General features: G+C 63.0%; 19 protein-coding genes. 4 read left to right on the forward strand and 15 right to left on the reverse strand.

The window, feature by feature from the left end; all coding sequences use genetic code 11:
• Positions 1-419: 419 nt before the first annotated feature.
• The 4 genes from HX851_RS05185 (at position 420) to HX851_RS05200 (ending at position 4,403) form a co-directional block, all read left to right on the forward strand.
• On the forward strand, positions 420-704 hold the full coding sequence (locus tag HX851_RS05185; RefSeq protein ID WP_177062102.1) for a hypothetical protein: 285 nt from the start codon (positions 420-422) through the stop codon (positions 702-704).
• 90 nt (positions 705-794) lie between these two features.
• Positions 795-959 carry a DUF1328 domain-containing protein gene (locus HX851_RS05190; RefSeq protein WP_007989444.1) on the forward strand — a complete coding sequence of 55 codons (165 nt, stop codon included), beginning with the start codon at positions 795-797 and terminating at the stop codon, positions 957-959.
• 675 nt (positions 960-1,634) lie between these two features.
• Positions 1,635-2,966 (forward strand): glutamate/aspartate:proton symporter GltP, encoded by a 1,332-nt coding sequence (gene gltP, locus HX851_RS05195; protein ID WP_177062104.1) that lies wholly within the window; start codon positions 1,635-1,637, stop codon positions 2,964-2,966.
• Positions 2,967-3,173: 207 nt separating this feature from the next.
• Complete coding sequence (locus HX851_RS05200) at positions 3,174-4,403, forward strand: nucleoside recognition domain-containing protein (protein WP_177062106.1); 1,230 nt, start codon at positions 3,174-3,176, stop codon at positions 4,401-4,403.
• Between the two features lie 140 nt (positions 4,404-4,543).
• On the opposite strand, the gene HX851_RS05205 is transcribed toward HX851_RS05200, so the two are convergent.
• From HX851_RS05205 to scpC, 15 genes are all read right to left on the reverse strand, one after another.
• Positions 4,544-5,176, reverse strand: a complete 633-nt coding sequence (locus tag HX851_RS05205) for an ABC-type transport auxiliary lipoprotein family protein (protein WP_177062108.1) — start codon at positions 5,174-5,176, stop codon at positions 4,544-4,546.
• A complete protein-coding gene (locus tag HX851_RS05210; protein ID WP_177062110.1) occupies positions 5,173-6,111 on the reverse strand; it encodes an MlaD family protein in 939 nt (312 codons plus the stop codon). Before HX851_RS05210 ends, HX851_RS05205 begins: the two co-directional genes overlap by 4 nt.
• Before the next feature lies 1 nt (position 6,112).
• Positions 6,113-6,907 carry an ABC transporter ATP-binding protein gene (locus HX851_RS05215; protein ID WP_177062112.1) on the reverse strand — a complete coding sequence of 265 codons (795 nt, stop codon included), beginning with the start codon at positions 6,905-6,907 and terminating at the stop codon, positions 6,113-6,115.
• 5 nt (positions 6,908-6,912) lie between these two features.
• Entirely contained in the window at positions 6,913-8,058 is a 1,146-nt protein-coding gene (locus tag HX851_RS05220) for an ABC transporter permease (protein ID WP_177065219.1), read from the reverse strand.
• Between the two features lie 63 nt (positions 8,059-8,121).
• The gene (locus HX851_RS05225) at positions 8,122-9,162 is read right to left on the reverse strand and encodes a DUF5924 family protein (protein ID WP_177062116.1); all 1,041 of its coding nucleotides are present in this window, start codon (positions 9,160-9,162) and stop codon (positions 8,122-8,124) included.
• A 260-nt stretch (positions 9,163-9,422) separates the two neighbouring features.
• Positions 9,423-10,799: a M16 family metallopeptidase gene (locus HX851_RS05230; RefSeq protein WP_177062118.1), complete on the reverse strand. Its 1,377-nt coding sequence runs from the start codon at positions 10,797-10,799 to the stop codon at positions 9,423-9,425.
• 55 nt (positions 10,800-10,854) lie between these two features.
• The gene (locus HX851_RS05235; RefSeq protein ID WP_177062119.1) at positions 10,855-12,513 is read right to left on the reverse strand and encodes a Na/Pi cotransporter family protein; all 1,659 of its coding nucleotides are present in this window, start codon (positions 12,511-12,513) and stop codon (positions 10,855-10,857) included.
• 220 nt (positions 12,514-12,733) lie between these two features.
• Positions 12,734-13,504: a TerC family protein gene (locus HX851_RS05240; RefSeq protein WP_177062121.1), complete on the reverse strand. Its 771-nt coding sequence runs from the start codon at positions 13,502-13,504 to the stop codon at positions 12,734-12,736.
• Positions 13,505-13,593: 89 nt separating this feature from the next.
• Entirely contained in the window at positions 13,594-14,901 is a 1,308-nt protein-coding gene (locus HX851_RS05245; RefSeq protein WP_017129180.1) for a CitMHS family transporter, read from the reverse strand.
• 276 nt (positions 14,902-15,177) lie between these two features.
• Positions 15,178-17,139 carry a DUF7844 domain-containing protein gene (locus HX851_RS05250; RefSeq protein WP_177065221.1) on the reverse strand — a complete coding sequence of 654 codons (1,962 nt, stop codon included), beginning with the start codon at positions 17,137-17,139 and terminating at the stop codon, positions 15,178-15,180.
• Positions 17,136-17,456 (reverse strand): DUF2388 domain-containing protein, encoded by a 321-nt coding sequence (locus HX851_RS05255; protein ID WP_017129178.1) that lies wholly within the window; start codon positions 17,454-17,456, stop codon positions 17,136-17,138. The genes HX851_RS05250 and HX851_RS05255 overlap by 4 nt, the downstream gene beginning before the upstream one ends.
• Before the next feature lie 26 nt (positions 17,457-17,482).
• A complete protein-coding gene (locus HX851_RS05260; protein ID WP_177062125.1) occupies positions 17,483-17,776 on the reverse strand; it encodes a DUF2388 domain-containing protein in 294 nt (97 codons plus the stop codon).
• Between the two features lie 113 nt (positions 17,777-17,889).
• Complete coding sequence (locus HX851_RS05265) at positions 17,890-18,207, reverse strand: DUF2388 domain-containing protein (protein WP_177062126.1); 318 nt, start codon at positions 18,205-18,207, stop codon at positions 17,890-17,892.
• A 379-nt stretch (positions 18,208-18,586) separates the two neighbouring features.
• The gene (locus tag HX851_RS05270) at positions 18,587-18,802 is read right to left on the reverse strand and encodes a DUF1127 domain-containing protein (RefSeq protein WP_017129175.1); all 216 of its coding nucleotides are present in this window, start codon (positions 18,800-18,802) and stop codon (positions 18,587-18,589) included.
• Positions 18,803-19,121: 319 nt separating this feature from the next.
• Complete coding sequence (gene scpC / locus HX851_RS05275; protein WP_177062128.1) at positions 19,122-20,615, reverse strand: succinyl-CoA:acetate CoA-transferase ScpC; 1,494 nt, start codon at positions 20,613-20,615, stop codon at positions 19,122-19,124.
• Between the last annotated feature and the right edge of the window lie 4 nt (positions 20,616-20,619).

Raw genomic sequence — 20,619 nt, forward strand, 5'->3', positions numbered from 1 at the left:
TGTTCCTGATGGATCCCGGACGAGTCGGGCAGGTTGCATGATCCCTTCTGATCGAGGCCATGACCCGCAGGGTAACGGTCTCTACCCCTGATTGCTAACCCGCTGATTTAGGGAATTTTTTAATCTCTTTGCTTCCGACAGCCGCCACCCCAGCTAATTCCGGCGGATTTGTGGCTGATTTGTTCCAGCATTCTAGGCGCTCTTGCATGAACCTATCGTGCATTTCGCACGACCACAATCCGGGCATCGTGCAGGATGCTGCTCCGTGCTGTTTTGGTGTGTTTATAACATATTGATTTTATTGGTATTTATCTGACAAAAAAGCTGGCATGCAGGCTGCAATAGTCCTCTTGCCCAAGGTTGAACCGGTCCCTCGCCGCGCCAACCCAGAATAAATACTGTGTCGGAGGAGCTTCAGGATGAATCGCCAACGTGCCGCCCAATTGCGTATTTCGCCACTGCACTTGCAGCAAGGGCTCTTTGCCCTCCTGGCGTTGCTGGTGACGCTGATTGCCGGCCAGGCGTTCCAGCGCTGGAGCCAGCCGGTGATCGAGGTACAGCGGGTGCCTTTCCAGGTCCCGGTCCAGACCCATTTCAGCGCCGCCGGTCCCGCTTCGGTCGACCGCGGTGCCTACACCCTGATGCCGGTCGAGCAAGCTGAATCGCCGGCCGATCTGCCACGGCAGGAACGTTGGGTGTTCTAGGTAACAAGCGCAGCGCCGCAGGGCGCTCCGTCGCAACGAGCAGTAACAGGCAGCCGCCAAAAAACGCAGGTCAAGGTAAGGAGAATCATCATGTTGAGCTGGGCAATCACATTCCTGATCATTGCCATTGTCGCCGCGGTGCTGGGCTTCGGTGGTATCGCGGGCACCGCCACAGGTATCGCCAAGATTCTCTTTGTCGTATTCCTCGTGATGTTTGTTGCTTCGTTTTTCTTCGGTCGACGCGGGCGCGGCTGACCGGGTTCGATGAATTGAAAGAGCAGAAGCCCGACACGGGCTTCTACCCCTGCACCGCCCGAGGACGGCGGTTGCATGACCAGGGGGCCGGGATGTTCTGGTTGTTTCAGGATCGGAGCGACCTACGGGTACAGGGAGTACCTGCGCAAGGGCCGGGTCAGGCGAAGGCAACAGGCGGCAAACTGCAGGGCGGTCCCTGTGGCTTGCCGCTGTTTCGTCTTTATGTCGTTCTGACATTAAGTGCTGATTAGTATCGGATCCAATCCCCCGCGTGACCGTATATCTAGAAAAACCCCGCCGAGGCTCTCTTCCAGAGCCTGAATTTGTAAGACTTTTCCACAAAAACAGCAGGATTTTTATCCGCCCGAAAGATAAGAGCAATTGCTCTGGGATGGCCGGTTTACGGTAGGTTGTACGGCAGAAACGTCTTGTTTTCAGTCCGTTGGCCGAACGTATCCTTGGATGAAAGTCATGCCGATTCGGCATAGGGTAGGCGTTTACGGCATTAGACGTGCCACCCTTGCATCGGAATAGTTGCGCCTTTTTTCGCCTGCCAAAGAGCCTTCAGGCTCGCTCGCGGTGACCTTCCATGAGGCAGATGCCCGCTCTTTTCGCGTGCCAACAGGTACGGGGGAGACGCTTCTGCCCGAGTCAACTTGAAGTAAGGGTAATGACATGAAGAAGGCAAAGCTCAGCCTCGCCTGGCAGATCCTCATCGGTCTGGTATTGGGGATTGCAATCGGCGCGCTGCTCAACCATTTCAGTGCCGAAAAGGCCTGGTGGGTCGGTAATGTCCTGCAACCGGCGGGCGACATCTTTATCCGCCTGATCAAGATGATCGTGATCCCGATTGTCATTTCCTCGCTGGTGGTCGGTATCGCCGGTGTCGGCGATGCGAAGAAGCTGGGACGCATCGGCCTCAAGACCATCATCTACTTCGAGATCGTCACCACCATCGCCATTGTCGTCGGCCTGCTGCTGGCCAATGTGTTCCATCCGGGCACGGGCATCGACATGAGCACCCTCGGTACCGTGGATATCTCCAAGTACCAGGCGACCGCCGCCGAAGTGCAGCATGAGCATGCGTTCATCGAAACCATCCTCAACCTGATTCCCTCGAACATCTTTGCCGCCATGGCGCGTGGCGAGATGCTGCCGATCATCTTCTTCTCGGTGCTGTTCGGCCTCGGGCTGTCGAGCCTGCAGGCGGAACTGCGCGACCCGCTGGTGAAGATGTTCCAGGGCGTCTCGGAAAGCATGTTCAAGGTCACCCACATGATCATGAACTACGCGCCGATCGGTGTGTTCGCCCTGATCGCGGTGACCGTGGCCAACTTCGGTTTCGCCTCGCTGCTGCCCCTGGCCAAGCTGGTGGTGCTGGTCTACGTGGCGATCATCTTCTTCGCCTTTGTCGTGCTCGGCCTGATTGCCCGCCTGTTCGGCTTCTCGGTGCTCAAGCTGATGCGCATCTTCAAGGACGAGCTGGTCCTGGCCTACTCCACCGCCAGTTCGGAAACCGTGTTGCCACGGGTGATCGAGAAGATGGAAGCCTACGGTGCGCCGAAGGCCATCTGCAGCTTCGTGGTCCCGACCGGCTACTCGTTCAACCTCGACGGTTCGACCCTGTACCAGAGCATCGCGGCGATCTTCATTGCCCAGCTGTACGGTATCGACCTGTCCATCAGCCAGCAATTGCTGCTGGTGCTGACCCTGATGGTTACTTCCAAGGGCATTGCCGGCGTACCGGGCGTGTCCTTCGTGGTGCTGCTGGCGACCCTGGGCAGCGTGGGCATTCCGCTGGAAGGCCTGGCCTTTATCGCCGGTGTCGACCGTGTGATGGACATGGCGCGTACCGCCTTGAACGTGATCGGCAACGCCCTGGCGGTACTGGTGATCGCCCGTTGGGAAGGCATGTACGACGACGCCAAGGGCCAGCGCTACTGGAACTCCCTGCCGCACTGGCGCAGCAAGGAGCCACTGCCGGCCGGTGAGACCGCCAAGGGCTGATGACCGGGCATTCCCATGCTCCGTGTGGGAGTGCTTCACCGGATGCTCCGCGTCCAGCTTTCCGGCGGCGACGCAGAGCGTCGAGGGCAGCATTCCCACGCGGAGCGTGGGAACGATCAGCGGTGCCAGACAAACCCCGGATTTTCCGGGGTTTGTTGTTTGTGGCCCGACCGCTATCATTCGCCGCATCTTCAAGGAGTTCTTTCGATGCTCAATGGCCTCTGGCTCGGCTTCTTCCTGGTGGCAATGGTCTCGGCCCTGGCGCAATGGCTGGTGGGCGGTAACAGCGGGATCTTCGCCGTCATGGTGGAAAGCATCTTCGCCATGGCCAAGCTGTCGGTCGAGGTGATGGTCCTGCTGTTCGGCACCCTGACCCTCTGGCTCGGTTTCCTGCGGATCGCCGAAAAGGCCGGGATCGTCGATTGGCTGGCCAAGGCCCTCGGCCCGCTGTTCAGCCGCCTGATGCCGGAAGTCCCCCGGGGCCACCCGGCCATCGGCCTGATCACCCTCAACTTCGCCGCCAACGGCCTGGGCTTGGACAACGCCGCCACGCCCATCGGCCTCAAGGCCATGCGCGCCCTGCAGGAACTCAACCCGAGCCAGACCGTGGCGAGCAATGCGCAGATCCTGTTCCTGGTGCTCAACGCCTCGTCCCTGACCCTGCTGCCGGTGACCATTTTCATGTACCGCGCCCAGCAGGGCGCGCCGGACCCGACCCTGGTGTTCCTGCCGATCCTGCTGGCGACCAGTGCCTCGACCCTGGTCGGCCTGCTCTCGGTGGCGGTGATGCAGCGCCTGCGCTTGTGGGACCCGGTGGTGCTGGCCTACCTGGTGCCCGGCGCGTTGATCCTCGGCGGTTTCATGGCGGTGCTGGCCGGCTTGTCGGCGACAGCCCTGGCGGCACTGTCGTCGATCCTCGGCAACCTGACGCTGTTTGGCCTGATCATGCTGTTCCTGGTGATCGGCGCGTTGCGCAAGGTGAAGGTCTACGAGGCGTTTGTCGAAGGGGCGAAGGAAGGCTTCGACGTCGCCAGGAACCTGCTGCCATACCTGGTGGCGATGCTTTGCGCGATTGGTGTGCTGCGCGCCTCCGGGGCGCTGGACTTCGGCCTCGACGGCATTCGTCACCTGGTGCAGTGGGCCGGCTGGGACACGCGCTTTGTCGATGCGTTGCCGACGGCGATGGTCAAGCCGTTCTCCGGCAGTGCCGCCCGGGCCATGCTGATCGAGACCATGAAGACCCAGGGCGTGGACAGCTTCCCGTCACTGGTGGCGGCGACCATCCAGGGCAGTACCGAAACCACCTTCTATGTACTGGCGGTGTACTTCGGCGCGGTGAATATCCAGCGCGCCCGCCACGCGGTGGGCTGCGCCCTGCTGGCGGAGCTGGCCGGGGTGCTGGCGGCCATCGGGGTGTGCTACTGGTTCTTCGGCTGAAACCTGTGTTTGCCTGTGGTGGTGATGCCAGATTCAGCGCCGCCATCGCCGGCAAGCCGGCTCCTACAGGGTTCCGGGCTTGGCGATAGGCGGCGGTGAAACACCGAACTGTGGGAGCCGGCTTGCCGGCGATGAGGCCCTCAGCGTTTCGTCGAGCCCTCGCCTTGTTGTACTGCCCAACCGATCACCTGCCCGGTCAGTTTGTCGCCGGCCTGGCCGAAGCCCGCCACCACGCCGGGCACCTGTTTGTCACTGATCGGCTGGCGCACTTCAAAGCGCCGGCTGGCGAGAATCCGCTGGTCACTGCCGCGCACCAGCCGCGCATCGAGGCGGATCACCACCTCGGCGTCCTGTCCGCGGTACTCGGTCTGGAACGCCTGCAACTCTCCACCCAGTTCGAAATCCGCCTGCAGGTTGCTGTCGTCGGTGCTCAGCAGGCGCACCCGGCCGTCGCGCTGGAAGGCGTCGAGAATCCGGTTGCGCAGCAGCACCGGCGCCGGATCGCTCCAGCGCGATGCCTTGTAGTGGCTGATCAGGTCGCCCTGGGGCACCACGGCGATATTCGGGTTGTTCAGCGCATCGCTGGCGAGGGGCTTGGCGATCCGCAACGACCAGCCGACCGGCAGGCTGTTGGGCGCCGGGATGCTGTTTTGCGCCGTCGGCAGTCGGTAGACATCCGCCGGTTCCGCCTGGGGCAGGATCGAGCAGGCGCTGCCCAGGGCCAGGCCGGTGATCAGGGTCAGTTGGCTCAGGGCGCGACGGGCAAGCCTCATGGGGTGAATTCCTTGTTCTTGTCACGGCCGAGCAGATAGCCGCTGGGGTTGGCGTTCAAACGTTGCGAAATGGCCCGCAGGGTACTCAGGGTGTCACGCAGCTCGCGGATCGCCGGGGCCAGTTCATTGAGGCCCTGCAAGCCGCTGTTGACCGAATCCTGGTTGTTCGCCAGCAGTTTGTTGATGGTTGCGCTGCTCTGTTCCAGCGATTGCATGGCCCGCTCGGCGCTGCCCAGGGCCTGGGTGCCCTGCTTGTCGAGCAGGTTGTTGGCGTTGCGCATCAGTCGCGAGGTCTGCTCCAGGGTGGCACTCACCTGCTTGCTGACCTGGGTCATCTGTTGCAGGGTCTGGCGGATGTCGTCGCGTTGGCCGGCGATGGCACCGGTGGTCTGCTGGAGGTTGTCGAGGGTCTTGCTGACGTGCTCGACGTTCTCCCGGGAGAACAGCTCATTGGCATTGTGCAGCAGCAGGTTGATGCCGCTCATCAAGTCGTTGCTGTCGTTCAGCAGACGGGAGATGGGCGATGGCGTGGCGATGATCTCCGGCAGGTTGCCGTCCTTGCCCTTGAGTTCCGCGCTTTGCGGAGTACCGCCGCTGAGCTGGATCAGCGAAGTGCCGGTAATGCCGGTCAGGGCCAGCTTGGCCCGGGTGTCTTCCTTGATCGGCGTGTCGCCGAGCAGGCGGATGCGCGCGATGACCCGGCGCGGGTCCTTCGGATCGAGGCTCAGTTGCAGCACGTCGCCGACCTTGATCCCGCTGTATTGCACCGGGCTGCCCTTGGACAGGCCGCTGACCGCCTCGTTGAAGACCACTTCGTAGTCCTTGAATGCCGTGTCGACACTGGATTTGGCCAGCCACAGGCCGAAGAACAGGGCGCCGAGCACCACCAGTACGCTGAACAGGCCGATCATCACATGATGGGCACGGGTTTCCATCTCATCCCTCCTTGAGCGGTGTCGCCGCTTCGAATGCGGCGCGGCCACGGGGGCCATGGAAGTATTCGTGAATCCACGGATCGTCGGTTTCGGCGACCCGCTCGATGGCGTCCGCTACCAGCACGCGTTTCTGCGCCAGTACCGCCACCCGGTCGGTGATGGTGTAGAGGGTGTCGAGGTCATGGGTGACCAGGAACACGCTCAGGCCCAGGGCATCGCGCAGAGTCAGGATCAGTTGGTCGAAGGCGGCGGCGCCGATGGGATCGAGGCCGGCGGTGGGTTCGTCGAGAAACAGGATGTCCGGGTCCAGCGCCAGGGCCCGGGCCAGGGCGGCGCGCTTGATCATGCCGCCGGACAGCGAAGCCGGGTATTTATTGGCGGCGGACAGCGGCAGTCCGGCCAGTGCCAGTTTCACGCAGGCCAGGTGTTCGGCGTCGGCACGGCTCAGTCCGGCGTGTTCGATCAGCGGCAGGGCGACGTTCTCGGTGACGGTCAGCGAGGAAAACAGCGCGCCCTTCTGGAACAGCACGCCAAAGCGCCGTTCGACCTGCGAGCGGGCCTGTTCCGAGAGGCTCGGCAGGTCCTGGCCGAACACCCGCACCTCGCCTTCGCTGGGCCGGCGCAGGCCGATGATGCTGCGCATCAGCACCGACTTGCCGCTGCCGGAACCGCCGACCACGGCGAGGATTTCGCCCTTGTACAGGTCCAGGTCGAGGTTTTCGTGCACGCTCTGGCTGCCGAAGCGATTGCACAGGCCACGGACCTGGATCACCGCCTCGCTGGGCGGTCGCGCCATGCGGCTCACCAGCCCATCTCCATGAAGAACAGGGCGGCGATGGCATCCAGCACGATCACGATAAAGATCGACTGGACCACGCTGGACGTGGTGTGCGCCCCCACCGATTCGGCGCTGCCGCTGACCTTGAAACCCTCCAGGCAGCCGACGGCGGCGATCAGAAAGGCAAAGAACGGTGCCTTCACCAGGCCGACGAGGAAGTGCTGGGCGCCGATATCGGCCTGCAGCAGCGACAGGAACATTGCCGGCGAGATACCCAGCGACAGTGCGCAGACCACGCCGCCGCCGACGATCCCGCAGAGCATGGCGAGAAAGGTCAGCATCGGCAGTGCGATCAGCAGCGCCAGGACCCGTGGCAGCACCAGCAACTCCACGGGATCAAGGCCGAGGGTGCGAATGGCGTCGATTTCCTCGTTGGCCTTCATCGAGCCGATCTGCGCGGTAAAGGCGCTGGCGGTGCGCCCGGCCATCAGGATCGCGGTCAGCAGCACGCCGAATTCGCGCAGGAAGGAGAACGCCACCAGATCCACGGTGAAGATACTGGCGCCGAAGCTTGCCAGTACCGTCGCGCCAAGAAACGCCACCACGGCCCCCACCAGGAAGGTCAGCAGCGCCACGATGGGCGCGGCGTCGAGGCCGGTCTGCTCGATGTGGGCGACCATCGGTGTGATTCGCCAGCGCGAAGGCCGGAACAGGTTGCGGGCAAGTGTTTCGAGGATCAGGCCGACGAAACCCAGCAGTTGCAGGGTGTCGTTCCACACCTGGTCGACGGCGCGGCCGATCCTTTCGAGCAACTGCATGCCGGCCGCCTGTTCCGGTTCCTTGATCGGTTCGCAGAAGTCGGCCAGCGAGCAGTAGACGGTTTGCAGCAGCGCGCGGTCGGCGGCGGACAGGTGTTCGGCATGGTCGGCCAGTTGCCCGAGGCGTTCGGCACCCAGCAGTTCCACCAGCAGCGAGGCGCCGGCGGTGTCGAGGGCGCCCAGTTGGTCGAGGTCGACGGCCGCGGCGGCGTCATAGTTGCCGATCAGTCCGGCGGTGCGTTTTTTCAGCGCGGTGTAGTGGGCCAGCGTCCAGTCGCCGCTGATCCGCAGGCGTACGGGCGTGCTCGAGGTGTCCAGTTGGGCATTGCCGGCCATCGCGCTGATGATCATGAGCTCCGTGCTGGATAGGCGTTTACGCAAAGCACTTTAATAGCACGAGCGGTCGGCGAACCACTAGGACCCTTGTGCTGTGTTTGCCGGCGGTTCCTGGTCGGTGATCTCGAAACGCAATACGCCGAGCATCTGTCCGTCTTCGGTGAGCACCCGCACCAGCCAGCGTCCGCTCGGATCGGCCGGGAAATTCTGCTTGTGGGTCCAGGCACGGTAGCCCTCCTTGCGGCCACCGTGGATATCCAGGGCGATGCGGTCGACTTCCTGCCCGTTGAACTCCCAGACATGGTAGATCCGCTCGTCCAGCCCGCGCGGCGCGTTGATCGAAGTGTAGGCATAGAGCCCGGCATTGCGTACCTGGCTGGCGCTGACCTGTTTCAGGCTGTCGCCGGGGGTACGATCCTGCAATTGCGTGGTCACCGCGACTTCGGTCATCCACAGGGTCGCCGGCGGTACCCAGGAGCGCAGCAGCCAGCCCGAGCCGCCGATGGCCAGGGTCACGCTGACCAGCATCAGCCAGCCGCGTACGCTGCGCAGTGGCAGGCTGACCGCCAGGCTGGGGATCGACAGCAACATGGCGGTGCCCAGGGCCAGCTTGTAGCTCTCGGCGGTGGTCAGGTGCAGGATGATCGGCAGTGCGGTGAGCAAGGCGGCGAACAGCGTCAGGGTATGCAGGCCGAGCAGCAGCCAGCGTTTCGGCGCCAGCCACTTGTAGTACAGCGGGTCGGTGATCGACACCAGTGCCGCCGCGCCGAGCAGGCTGGTAAACACCAGCTGGCCGCTGTTCCAGGTGGTGGTGATGAAAAAGAACGGCAGGACGAAGAACAGGCTTTCCTGGTGGATCAACTGCGTCGCGTAGCGCAGCAGCGGTTCCGGGATCTCGCGCTTGAACAGCCGGCTGAACAGTTGGGTCAGGGCGTTTTCCAGCATCAGCCAGAGCCAGCTCAGTAACAGTACGATGGCGATCAGGCTGGCCTTGCTCTGCTGGCGGTCGACGAGGATGAAACTGGCGATCCCCGAGCAGAAGCCAAAGGCCGCAATAACCCCCGGATAACGCTTCATCAGTTCGAGGAGGCGCTGGATCAAAAGGGTCAATTTCGGCATTCGGTGGTGTTCACAGGACTGGCGGAAGAAATACCCCGACACAATACCGTTTTAGCGGTGCTGATGGGAGCCGGCTTGCTTGATGGCTTCTGGTGCAACTCCCCTTGTGGCGAGCGGGCTTGCCCGCGCTGGGTCGCGAAGCGACCCCAAAGCCAGCCATCGAGATGGATCAGGCAGAACGCGATCTCTGGTTTCACGACTGCTTCGCAGCCGAGCGCGGGCAAGCCCGCTCGCCACAGGGACGATCCCCGGTAGGGAGGCTAGCGGCGGCGGTAGGCGCGCCAGCCCAGCAGGCCGAGCACGATCAGCCCCGGCAACCCCGCGCCGAGCCAGAGCAACTGGTCATAGCTGAACAGCGGTTTTTCGATCCGCAGGTAGCCCGGCTGCTCGAAGAGTTTCTGCAGGACCTGGTTGGCATCCTTGAGCGTGACGGCCTGCAGGGCCTTGGCCGGGTTGCTGAAATGGCCGTCTTCGTAGTCTCCCAGGGCGCCCCAGTAGTAGTCGGCCAGTGCGCTGTTGCCTTGCACCGCCCAGGCCTGGCGGGCAATGGCGGCCTGTTGCAGGCGGGCGAAGGTCGCCGGGTCGAGGCCGTCCTTGAGCAGTTGCGCTTTCAGTTCGGCCAGCACCTTTTTCGCCTGGTCGAGGTTATCCCGTTCGACATCGGCATTCAGGCTGAAGAAGCCGACGCCGCCGAGCACTTCGCGTTCGCTCCATGGGCCATAGGACAGGCTGTGGGCCAGTCGCAACTGACGGTAGAGCGCCCAGTCGAGGTAGTCCTTGAGCAGGTCGACGGCCTCGTCGGGTTGATCTTCCAGCACCGGCTCGGGAAACAGCCAGTGGATCTTGGCGCCGTTGCCGACCCAGCCATGGGTCAGGTCGCGCTGCGCGGCGCCATGGTGGAGGATCTGCGGGAGCGGCAGGTGGTCGTTGGGTTCGATCGGCGCCAGTGCGCCAAAGGCCCGGTCCAGATAGGCCGGCAGCAGGCGATCGAGCTCGCCGACCATGATCAGGGTCATGTTGTTCGGCGCGTACCAGTTCTTGCGCACCGCCTCCAGTTGCGCGCGTGTCAGGTGCTCTACCCCTGCCCGCCCGGGACATTTGAGACCCAACTCCACGGCCAGTTGGTCGCTGCTGCGGTGTCCGCTGTCCTGAATATCCAGCCAGCGCTGCAGGTGCGAGTAGTGCCCGCCGTCCTCGCGTTCGACTACCTGCTTGGCGGCGGCGATATCGGCATCGCTGAAGCGGGTCTGGGTGAGGACGGCCAGCAGCAGGTCGAGAATCTTGCGCTGGTTGTTGGCCGGTGCCTCGATCACGAAGGTGGTATCGGCGTCGCTGGTATAGGCATTCCACTCGCCACCGAGGGCCTGCATGCGTTCTTCCAGGCCGCCCTCGCCGCTGCCGTCGATACCGCTGAACAGCAGGTGTTCGAGCAGGTGCGGCAGTTCCTTGTCGGCACAGGCGAAGTCGTCGAAGCCGACACCCACCACCAGCCGTATCGCCACGTGCCCGCGCTCGTTGCCCGGCTTGAGCAGCAGTTGCAGGCCGTTGGGCAACTGATAACCCTCGACCTGGAAGCGATCAAGGGCATGGGCAGGGGCAAAGGCGAGTAGCAGGCACACGAACAGCAGGCAACGCATAACCATTTTCCGAGGACAGGTTCCTACGCACAGACAACGGTCAAACCGTGGACGTTCAAGGCGAGTGGGTGATATCGGCTGTTTCTTCCGAGGCCAGCGCGCCGGTCTCGGAGGTTTCCAGGACCACATAGGCGCTGCTGCAGAATAACGAATTCAGGCGCTTCATGTCGGCAATCAACTCCAGATGCAGGGAACTGGTCTCGATGCTCTGGACGATCTTGCGTTGCAGGCGGCTGACATGGGCATGGGCGAGGCGCCGCTCCTGGGCGCGGAAGCGGCGTTTTTCCCGCAGTAACTGGCGGGCGCTTTCGCGGTCGGCGCTGAGAAACACCGAGAGGCCCAGGCGCAGGTTGTCGATCAACTGGCTGTGCAGGCCGGCCAGCTCTTCCAGGCCGACTTCCGAGAACGAGCGGCGTTGTGCGGTCTTCTGCTGCTGGACCTTGCGCAGCATGCGCTCGATCACGTCGGCGGCCAGTTTCAGGTTGATCGCCAGTTCGATGATTTCCGCCCAGCGCCGGCTGTCCTGCTCGCCGAGGTCTTCCCGGGGCATTTGCGCCAGGTAGAGCTTGACCGCGCTGTAGAGCACTTCGACGTCATCGCTCAGGCGGCGCATCTCGATGGCGACGGCGGTCTGTTTGCCCCGCAGTACATCCAGCATGGCGTCGAGCATGTTGTCGATCAGGTCGCCAATGCGCAGGGTCTCGCGCACGGCACTGGACAGCGCCAGGCTCGGCGTATCGAGGGCCGCCGGGTCGAGGTGGCGTGGCTTGACCTTGCCGTTGGCTTCCGGCCGTTCCGGCAGCAGCCAGGCGCACAGCCGCGCCATGGGCCCGACACTGGGCAGCAGCAACAGGCAGCGCACGGTGTTGTAGAGCAGGTGGAAGCCGATGACCATTTCCTGGGGGCTGAAGTCCAGGCTGTCGATCCAGTGCACCAGCGGAGTCAGCACCGGGATGATCAGCAGCAGGCCGATCAGCTTGTACAGCAGGCTGCCGAGGGCGACCTGGCGACCGGCGGCGTTCTGCATGCTGGTGCCGAGAAACGCCAGCACGCCGCTGCCGATATTCGCGCCGATCACCAGGCCGATGGCGACCGGCAGGCTGATCACCCCTGCCCCCGCCAGCGTCGCGGTGAGCAGCACGGCGGCCAGGCTGGAGTAGGAGATCATGGCGAACAGCGCGCCGACCAGGGCGTCGAGCAGGATGTCGCCGGTCAGCGAGGCGAACACCACCTTCACACCCTGGGCATGGGTGATCGGCGCGGCGGCTTCGACGATCAGTTGCAGGGCGAGGATGATCAGCCCGAGGCCGATGCCCACGCGGCCGAGTTGTCCGGCGCGGGTCTGTTTGCGCGAGAGAAAGAAGATCACCCCGAGGAAGATCAGCAGCGGCGACAGCCAGGACAGGTCGAAGGTCAGGACCCGGGCCATCAGCGCGGTACCGACGTCGGCGCCGAGCATGGTTGCCAGGGCCGGGGTCAGTGCCATCAGGCCCTGGCCGACAAAGGAGGTCACCAGCATCGCCGTGGCGTTGCTGCTCTGGACCATGGCCGTCACCAGGATACCGGCGACAAAGGCCAGCGGACGCCGGGACATGTTCTGGCCGATCACATGGCGCAGATTGGAGCCGTAGACCCGCAGGATACCGGTCCGGACGATGTGCGTGCCCCAGATCAGCAGGGTCACGGCGGAAAGCAGATTGAGCAGGGTCAGCATGGAGGGCCCCCTGGAATGCCGATGCCCTAAAAGGGCCAATGTAGATATACCGCGCGCCTTTCTACGACTTGTCCTTAAGCTTTAGTCGGCTATCGGGCCAAGCGCCAGCATCGCATAGCTAAAGCCTGCTTTGAAACAAAACTGTCACAAAATCAGCTTCCTGCGGACGCAAAAAAGGGGGCATGAAGCCCCCTTTCCTGTTTTTGCCGGCGCTTCGGGTTTATTGACCCGGAACATCCTTGCGCAGTTTCACCGGATCCTGCTGCTGTTTCTTTTTCTGCATCGCGGTGCGCATCTTGATATTGATCGCTTCCACGGCCAGGGAGAACGCCATGGCGAAGTAGACGTAGCCTTTTGGTACATGCACTTCGAAGGCTTCGGCGATCAGCACGGTACCGACCACGATCAGGAACGACAGGGCGAGCATCTTCAGCGACGGATGCTTGTCGATGAAGTCGCCGATGGACTTGGAGGCCAGCATCATCACCAGCACCGCCACCACGATGGCCGCGACCATCACCGGCACATGGGAAACCATGCCGACGGCGGTGATCACCGAGTCCAGCGAGAACACGATGTCGATGATCGCGATCTGGATGATGGTGTAGAGGAAGTTGCCGCCCTTGCCTTTCGGACCGTCGCCGACTTCTTCTTCCTCGCCTTCCAGGCCGTGGTAGATCTCCTGGGAGCTTTTCCACAGCAGGAACAGACCACCGAAGAACAGGATCAGGTCACGGCCGGAAATGCCCTGGCCGAAGACCACGAACAGGTCGGCGGTCAGGCGCATGACCCAGGTGATCGACAGCAGCAGGAGGATCCGCGTGACCATCGCCAGGGCCAGGCCGAAGATCCGGGTGCGCTGCTGCATGTGCTTGGGCATGCGGCTGACCAGGATCGAGATCATGATGATGTTGTCGATGCCCAGGACAATCTCCAGGGCGGTCAGGGTGAAGAAGGCAACCCAGATTTCCGGGTTGGTCAGCCATTCCATGTGTATTCCTTTGCGCGAGTGTTGGGCCACCCCGGCACCGACCTCCGCTGTGCGCAGTCCGGTGGCCGGGGGGCGGTGAATCGTTGTCTTTATAGACTGCCGAAAAACGGGAACGTCCCCAGCAGTAGTGCTCCCACTAGTATGCACAAGCACACCAGCACTGCCCATTTCAGGGTAAACCGTTGGTGATCGCCAAATTCGATACCGGCCAGGGCGACCAGCAGGTAGGTCGATGGTACCAGCGGACTCAACAGGTGGACGGGTTGGCCGACGATCGAGGCACGTGCCATTTCCACGGCGGTGATGCCGTAGTGGCTGGCGGCTTCGGCCAGCACCGGCAGCACGCCGTAGTAGAACGCATCGTTGGACATGAAGAAGGTGAACGGCATGCTGGCCAGCGCGGTGATCACCGCCAGGTAAGGGCCCAGTGCCGGTGGAATCACCGCCAGCAGGCTCTTGGACATGGCATCGACCATGCCGGTGCCGGACAGGATACCGGTGAAGATGCCGGCGGCGAAGATCAACCCGACCACCGCCAGCACGCTGCCGGCGTGGGCCGCGATCCGGTCCTTCTGCTGTTGCAGGCACGGATAGTTGACGATCATCGCGATGCTGAACGCGACCATGAACAGTACCGGCAGAGGCAACAGCCCGGCGATCAGCGCGCACATCAGGCCCAGGGTCAGGGCGCCGTTGAACCAGAGCAGTTTCGGCCGACGGGCATCGGGGAATTGCGAGACGCTGATTTCGCTGTGGTCGATATCGTCGCCGAGCACATGCAGCTCACCAAGGCGGGCGCGCTCACGCTTGCCGTAGAAGTAGGCGATCAGCAGGATCGCCACGACCCCGGCGCACATGGCCGGGATCATCGGCACGAAGATATCCGACGGATCGACGTGCAGCGCACTGGCGGCACGGGCGGTCGGGCCGCCCCATGGGGTCATGTTCATCACCCCGCCGGCAAGAATGATCAGTCCGGCCATGATCCGCGGGCTCATGCCGATGCGGCTGTACAGCGGCAGCATGGCGGCAACGCAGATCATGTAGGTGGTCGCGCCGTCACCGTCGAGGGACACCACCAGGGCCAGCACCGCGGTGCCCACCGAGACTTTCAGCGGGTCACCCTTGACCAGCTTGAGGATCTTGCGCACGGCCGGATCGAACAGGCCGGAGTCGATCATCAGGGCGAAATAGAGAATGGCGAACATCAGCATCACGCCGGTCGGCGCGAGCTTGGTGATGCCTTCGATCATCATCTTGCCGATGCTGGGGGCGAAGCCGCCGAACAGGGCGAAGATGATCGGCACGATGATCAGGGCGATCAGCGCGGACAGGCGCTTGGTCATGATCAGGTACATGAAGGTAATGACCATGGCAAAGCCAAGGAAAGTCAGCATGGGGATACTCCGGGCGTAACGCGGCTAGGGAAAGGCGAAGCGACTGAGGGTCAGCGCAGGGCGGTCAGCGCGAGAGGCACGGGCGGAGTTGCAGCGAGCAGGCGGGTCGTAGCGGACATCGGTATCACCATTGTTGTTGTTGATTGGGCCGTCGAGCGTCTTCAGGACGCGCCACGGCCGACCGGTCTGGTGCCGGCGGTGAGGCGATGCTAATGGGGGAAGCTTTCAGCCAGCTTTCGTTGTTGAAAGTCGGACGGAAGGTCGTGCCGCGGCGGATCAGGGCAGCTCCAGCCCGCCCGCCGCCTTGTGCAGGCTGCGCAGGTGCTCGCCGACCAGCTTCAGGTTGGCCTCGCTGGCTTCGATCTCGGCCTCGCGAGCGGGGTCGAGGAGCTTTCGGACTTCCTTGTCCAGATCGCCGGTAAGCCGTTGCAGTTGCTGCTGGCGCTGGCTGCTCTCGGCTTCCAGGCGCTGCCATTCGCCCGGTTGCGGCAAGCCGTAGCCGCCGCTGCCGAGCAGTTCCGCCGGGCGACTGAGGAAGCCGCTGTTGGCGAGGATCGCCTGCAAGGTGCGGTTGGCCTGGTCCATGCCGCCGTCCTTGATATCGCGTCCGCCCAGGTACTTCTGCTTGACCTCGTCCTGGGCCAGCAGCAGTTGCCGGCGATACCCCGCCTGTTCCAGCAGCAGCAGGGCGGCACTGGTGCGCAGGTCGGCCTGGGCGAACCACGGGCGGCGTTCTTCGGGGGACAGCGACAACCAATCCTCGACGGTTTCCTGCTTGATCGGCAGATGCTTCTTCAGTACTTCGAACATCGCCTGGTAGCGATCCCGGTAGGAGTCGAAGCGATAGCCCAGGCGCAGGGCTTCGCGCGGGTCGTCGAGCACGCTGGTGTCGGCCAGGCCGCGACCCTTGAGCACTTCCAGCAGGCCGTTGGGCATGATGCTGTCCAGGCCCTTGAGCTCGGCATTGTCGGTGCCGCTGCGCAACAGCTTGAGGGTCTCGACCGCGCAGTTGTTGGTCACGAAGTAGTAGTTGCCGTCGTAGCTCCAGTGCATCTCGGCGGCGTGTTCGACCACTTCCTCGATCTCGCGGCGTGACAGTTTCAGTGGCACCGAGGCCAGGCTGCGCAGTTCGGTCTTGGTGTATTCGTCGATGACCTGGGCCAGCGGCAGGACGAACAACCGCGATGGATAGGCGCCGGTCAGGCCGCCCCAGGTCGAGAGCTGCACATCGTTGACGAAGGCGCGGTAGGACAGCACCAGGTGCTGGTCGAGGTCCAGCCGGCAGTCCGGCCCGCGTGGGCGGCCGGGGGCGCAGATCACCAGGCGCAACATGCTGTGGCCCCAGCGGCTGACCCAGTTCTGGTTGGCCTCGGCCAACAGGTAGTCGACCTCATAGACCCGCTCGGGATCGATCCGGCCCAGCGGCGTCTTGCCGAAATCGTTGCCGGCATTCAGGAACGGGAAGGCCTTGTCGCAGGTGTCTTTCGCCGGTGGCGCCCAGCCGAAGCGTTCCTGGTAATAGCGGTACAGCGCCGGACGGCGGCAGGCGTAGGCCGGGTCGAGGAGAAAGTACTCCATGTTGACCGCGACGAATTCCTTGGGATTGGTGGTCTCGTAGATATCCGGGCTGCGCGCGACCTGCTTGTTGTGCTGCTCACGCTGGCCGCGGGTGCCGACCGATTGCTGCCAGCCGGCCAGGTCCAGCAGGCGCGGATCGTCGCTGAGGGTAAAGCGCCGGTTGGTCTGGCCCCGGCACTGATCGGGCAGGCCGACCAGGCCGGTGTTGCCGCTCTGGCGGCTGCAGCGCTGGATCAGCGTACGTTCGGCATCGGGCCACAAGCGGGCGCGGTCATAGATATGGGTCAGCTCATGGAGCACGGTGGCGAGCATTTCCTCGCGCACGGTGCCGTGGGGGCGGTTGGTCTTCTTGCTGGCCGCCGAACCGTCCACCAGGCCGGAGAGCAGGTTGCGGTTGAGGTCCAGTTCCGCGACCAGGGTCGCCTGCCCGTAGGCATTGGCCGGCATATCGGTCGACCAGCCGACATCAATGCGCCGGTCCAACTGTTCGATAAAGCGTGGCGGCAGGTGCGCCATGGCTTCATCGAGCAGGACCTGGCTGGCACGCTGCTCGGCCGGGCTCAGGCCGTCGGTCTTGAGCCGCAGTTGCAGGCCGGCCTGTGCCGCGTTGCCACTGAGCAACAGCGCGCAGGCCAGCAGCCAGCCGGCAGGTGCCCTCACAGGGCGAGGATAGCTTCGGCGAGGGTCTGGTCGCTGGCGTCGCGGGCTTCCGGCACCTGGGTACGCAGGGCATTGAAGGCGGCTTCCAGTTGCGCGCCGCGGATCTCGCCGTGGCTGGCGACAAAGCTGGCGGCATCGTCGTGGGCTTCGCGAACCACTTTCGAGTCGCGGATCGAGGTGGTGGTGTCCGAGGTGAAGTCGATGGTACGGCCCGAGGCCCGCACGATGATGTTACTGGTGGCCACCAGGGTATGCGCCGAAGCCACGTCGGCCAGCAACAACAGGCCGAGGGTAGCGGCGATCAGGGGGGTACGCATGAAGTGTCTCCGGGATACAGAAGTGACTATTGGACGAGAATTGCCTCGGCCAGTTCAAGGTCGCTGGCATGAAGTTTTGGCTGGGCCTGGCGCAGCCAGGCCAGGGCCGACTCCAGTCGCGCGCCGCGCAATTGGCCGTCGCTGGCGACAAAGGCCGCGGCATCATCCTGGGCCGCCAGTATCAGTTTATGGTCGAAGGGCGCGGTGGTCACCTGGCTGGTGGCATAACCGCTGATGACGACGCCTTGTGTGGTCAGGTCGAATGCGTGGGCCTGAGTGATCCAGCAGAGTGCTATGAGCAATAAGGAGAGTGAACGCATGGGTCTCGAGGGCTGAATGAACGAGCGTCAAGGCTAGCGGAATGCGCTGGCCAGAGCCAGCGCGCCAATGATTGTGCAACGGATCAATCAACGCGGCTCCTACAAGGCAAGGTTCAGATCGCCAGGATCGCCTGGGCCAGTTGCGCATCGCTGGCTTGCAGCTGTGGTGCCTGGCGACGGATCGTGTCGAACGCGCTTTCCAGCTTCACGCTGCGGATCTGGCCGTCACTGGCGACGAAGCTGGCGGCGTCGTCCTGTGCGGCGCGTACGATCTTGTTGTCACGCAACGACGAAGTGGCATCGGACGTCGCGTCGGAGGTGGCCTTGAGGGCGCCGACCAGGGAGTCGGTGGTGACGATGAAGCTGCTGGCATTGGCCGTGGCGGCAACGCACAACAGGGCGGCAGCGCTGAGCAGGCGAAGACGGGACATGATGGATCTCCTGGACATGGATAGGAACAGTGGCACAAGGCAACAACGGCCACTCGAACGCGATGAGCGATGAACCTCAGACGCACATTCCGCGCTGCGGGCTACCTATGACCGTGATAGTAGGCGGAGTTCCCTGTGGGCGGAAAGTCGGTTCTGTTGCCCTGATAACCGGGCTAGAGCCTTTTCGTCGGATTTCATAAACTGTACCTGTTTTATTTTGGATAATTTAAAACTGTACAGGTCATGGGTTCTGATGGTCTCCATCCGGAAATTCCCGGATGAAAACGACAGAGCCCGTCGCGGTTTCCCGCGACGGGCTCTGTTTTTTCAATTCGGGTGCTGGCGGTGGACCCGGTGGGTCAGGGCCAGCGAGCGCTGCTTAGCGCCAGAACGGCTTGCTCAACTCTTCGTAGCGTTGTGCTTCGCTGATACCGGCATCGGCCAGCAGGCGAGCATCCAGACGAGCCAGTTGATGGCGGCTGGCGATACGGCGCTGCCACAGCATCAGGTTAGCGAGAACGCGCAGAGGCAGGGCTGCTTGAGCGTTGGTAGCGGTGTTTTCGTAGAACAGGTCGGAACTGAGTGTACGTTCCATGATTGACATCCTTCCGCTTATGGCGGGATTAGGTAGTGGTTTAACTGATGCCAATGATCCTCCTCTTTGCCTAGTCTCTCTAGATACAGTTCACCTGTATTGTGAGGGACCAGTTAACTGTTTATAGGGGCTGTACTGCCCATAATTGAGGCAACTGTACCTGTCCGCACGTTAATGGTGCATTTGTGTGCGATGAAGGCAAAGGGAAGGAGATTTTTCGGGGGAAATGACCAGTACAGCAGTACAGTTTTTTTCAGATGTCTGCGAAAGGTTCGCCCGCTGACGAAACTGTGTTTGCATCAGCGGGAAACTGTATCAATCAGTCCGCCAGCATTTTCCCGGTTTCCTCCAGGTTGATGTGCCAGCTCAGTGCATCGCGCAGGATATGCGGCGTGTGGCCGCCCAGGGCGCAGGCGCGTTCGAAGTAGTCGTTGAGCGCCTCGCGGTACATCGGATGCACACAGTTGTCGATCACCACCCGCGCCCGCTCCCGTGGTGCCAGGCCGCGCAGGTCGGCCAGGCCGATCTCGGTGACAAGGATGTCGACGTCGTGCTCGGTGTGGTCCACATGGCTGACCATCGGCACCACGCTGGAGATCGCTCCGCCCTTGGCAATCGACTTGGTGACGAAGATCGCCAGGTGCGCGTTGCGCGCGAAGTCCCCGGAACCGCCGATGCCGTTCATCATCCGCGTGCCGCAGACGTGGGTGGAGTTGACGTTGCCGTACAGGTCGAACTCCAGGGCGGTGTTGATGCCGATGATGCCCAGGCGGCGCACCACTTCCGGATGGTTGGAGATTTCCTGCGGGCGCAGCACCAGCTTCTCTTTATAGTGTTCCAGGTTGCCGAACACATCGCTGTTGCGCCGGCTCGACAAGGTGATCGAGCTGCCGGAGGCGAAGGACAGCTTGCCCGCGTCGATCAGGTCGAAGGTCGAGTCCTGCAGCACCTCGGAGTACATGGTCAGGTCTTCGAACGGCGAGTCGATCAGGCCGCACATCACCGCGTTGGCGATATTGCCGATGCCGGCCTGCAGCGGGCCGAGCTTGTTGGTCATGCGCCCGTCGGCCACTTCTTCCTTGAGGAAGGCGATCAGGTGGTCGGCGATGGCCTGGGTATCGGCGTCCGGCGGGGTCACGGTGGACGGTGAGTCGGGCTGGTTGGTGATCACGATGGCGACGATCTTGGCCGGGTCGATCGGGATCGCCGTGCTGCCGATGCGATCGTCGACCTTCACCAGTGGAATCGGCGTACGGGTCGGGCGGTAGCTGGGGATATAGATGTCGTGCAGGCCTTCCAGATTCGGATTGTGCGCCAGGTTGATCTCGACGATCACCTGCTTGGCGAAGATCGCGAAGCTGGCCGAGTTGCCCACCGAGGTGGTCGGCACGATATGCCCCTGCTCGGTGATCGCCACGGCTTCGATGACCGCCAGGTCCGGCAGCTTGAGCTGTTTGTTGCGTAGTTGCTCGACGGTTTCCGACAGGTGCTGGTCGATAAACATCACCTCGCCAGCGTTGATCGCCTTGCGCAGGGTGCTGTCGACCTGGAATGGCATGCGCCGCGACAGGACGCCGGCTTCGGTGAGCTGCTTGTCGAGGTCGTTGCCCAGGCTGGCGCCGGTCATCAGGGTGATCTTCAGCGGTGACAGCTTGGCGCGCTCGGCCAGTGCGTGGGGGACGGCCTTGGCCTCGCCGGCGCGGGTGAAGCCGCTCATGCCGACGGTCATGCCGTCCTGGATCAGGGCGGCAGCGTCAGCCGCGCTCATCACCTTGCTGGAAAGAGAAGGCAAGCGAATACGATCACGGTACATGGAG

Source organism: Pseudomonas gingeri, from assembly GCF_013385635.1.
GTDB classification, from domain to species: Bacteria; Pseudomonadota; Gammaproteobacteria; order Pseudomonadales; family Pseudomonadaceae; genus Aquipseudomonas; species Aquipseudomonas gingeri_A.